Below are 1,804 nucleotides of genomic sequence, written 5' to 3'. Positions count from 1 at the left end.
CGCCCGGGCGCCGCGCCGCGCGGCCCGGGCCGGGGTCCGGCCCACCGCCACCAGCCGGTGGCGCGGCGGGGCCACGGTGGACGGTCGGCGCAGCAGGCACACCCGGTCGAGCGTGGCGATGCGGTTGGCGACCTCCAGCAGCGCGCGGTGGTGGGCGGCGTGGGTCAGGTCGGCCAGGTCGAGGCCGACGTGGTCGAGCAGGGAGCGCTTGATGACGGCGACCGAGGTGCGGGGGTCCAGCGTGGCCAGCGCGGGCCGTTCGGCGAGGGTGGCGACGGTGGGGGCGCCCGCGGTGGCGAGGACGGCGCTGCCCGGCCCGCGTCGCGCGCCGCCGTCCCAGCCGACGGTGGCGTGGTCGAGCAGGAGCACGTCGGGGGCCGTCTCGCGCAGACGGCGGACGACCGCGCGGGCGGCGCCCTCGGCGAGCAGCGTGTCCGGGTCGACGAACCACACGTACCCGCCGGCCGGGTCGGGCCCGTCGGTGCCGGCCAGGCGCGTCGGGACCGCCTCCTCGGCGCGACCCACCGTGGGGTCCGCCGCGTCGTGCCGGGCGCGCCGACCGACGCCACCTGCCGTGGCCGCGGGCCCGGCCTGGCCGGTGGCGTCGCCGCGCAGTCCGGAGGCGTACTCGATGAGGGTTCTTCCGGCGGCGGCGTCGGCGGCCCGGTCGACCAGGATGAGCTCGATGTCCCCGCCGGACTGGTCGAGGATGCTGTCCAGGCAGGCACGCAGGTGCGGCGCGGCGCCGGTCACGGTGACGAGTACGCTGAGTTCAGGTACAACTCCGGCATTTGTCACATTACGTGAACGACGGGTGCGACCCGGCGGTCGCGGTCAGGCGCCGCCGAAGTCCTGGGTCCAGTAGTACCGACCGTCGGCGGCGCGGCCGACGCCCACGCCCAGCGCCTTGAGCCCGCAGTCGAGGATGTTGCGGCGGTGGTCCGGACTCTTCATCCAGCCCTCCATGACCGCCTCGGGGCTCGCGTAGCCGAAGGCGATGTTCTCCGCCCAACCGGCGTCCGCGTGGTAACCCGCCCGCTCGATGCGCTGGCCCGGAGAGCTCTTGTCCAGCCCGGTATGACTGAAATATTTGTTTTTGGCCATGTCCTTGCTGTGCGCACGGGCGGCCTGGACGAGCTTCGCGTCCCGGCGCAGCGCGCCGCAGCCCTCCCGGGCGCGCTCCGCATTGGTGAGCGCGAGGACCCGGTCCTCCAGCTCGGCATAGGCCGATGTGGGTTTTTTGGACGTGGCGGGCGCGGCGGTCGTCGGCTCGGGTGCCGTCGGGTTCGTGTTCGGGGGCGCGACCGGGCCCGTCGGCGGGACGACCGCCGAGGCGCGGGCGGCGGGGGGCACGAGCGGGCCGGTCCAGCCGATGAGGACAGGCGACAGCATCGCGCCCGTCACGCCGATCGTCAGCAGGACGCCGGCGGTCGCGAGACCGCCCAGCCGCCGACGGCGCCGGTGTCGACCATTGCCCCGGGGCACCTCGGGCAGCGCGGTTGTGCGTTGCGTCTCCCAGCCCACCTGCGGCACGGTACTGACCGTCGGCATCGGACGCAACGGCCGGATCCGCTCCCGCGCCGGTCACACCGGTCACGAGCAGCTCATAAACACATCGATAGGATTATATAGCTGATGGTCGTGGCGATCTCGCACGCCCCGCCCAGCACGTCCCCCGTCACGCCGCCGAACCGGCGCACGCAGTGCGCCGTGAGAAGAACTGAAACGACCAGCCCGGCGGCCACGGCCAGCGGCCCCGCCCACGGCCGCCCCGCACTCCACGGCCTCCATCTGGATCACCGTG

Annotated in this window: 2 protein-coding genes and 1 pseudogene; all 3 read right to left on the bottom strand. The window is 74.4% G+C overall.

Annotation, left to right across the window (positions count from 1 at the left end):
• Positions 1-753, bottom strand: a pseudogene (locus tag ABD211_RS33155) (glycosyltransferase family A protein); the annotation flags it as partial.
• Between the two features lie 81 nt (positions 754-834).
• On the bottom strand, positions 835-1,551 hold the full coding sequence (locus tag ABD211_RS33150) for a CAP domain-containing protein (protein WP_344140486.1): 717 nt from the start codon (positions 1,549-1,551) through the stop codon (positions 835-837).
• 53 nt (positions 1,552-1,604) lie between these two features.
• Positions 1,605-1,745, bottom strand: a complete 141-nt coding sequence (locus ABD211_RS33145; protein ID WP_344140484.1) for an adenosylcobinamide-GDP ribazoletransferase — start codon at positions 1,743-1,745, stop codon at positions 1,605-1,607.
• Positions 1,746-1,804 lie beyond the last annotated feature (59 nt).

The organism is Luedemannella flava (assembly GCF_039528515.1).
Lineage (GTDB): Bacteria > Actinomycetota > Actinomycetes > Mycobacteriales > Micromonosporaceae > Luedemannella > Luedemannella flava.
Note: the sequence above shows the minus strand (reverse complement) of the source record. Positions and strands in the feature narration are given on the sequence as shown.

Coding starts and splice junctions, on each gene's coding strand:
- ABD211_RS33150 (WP_344140486.1), bottom strand. CDS start 1,551: ATGCCGACGGTCAGTACCGTGCCGCAGGTGGGCTGGGAGACGCAACGC.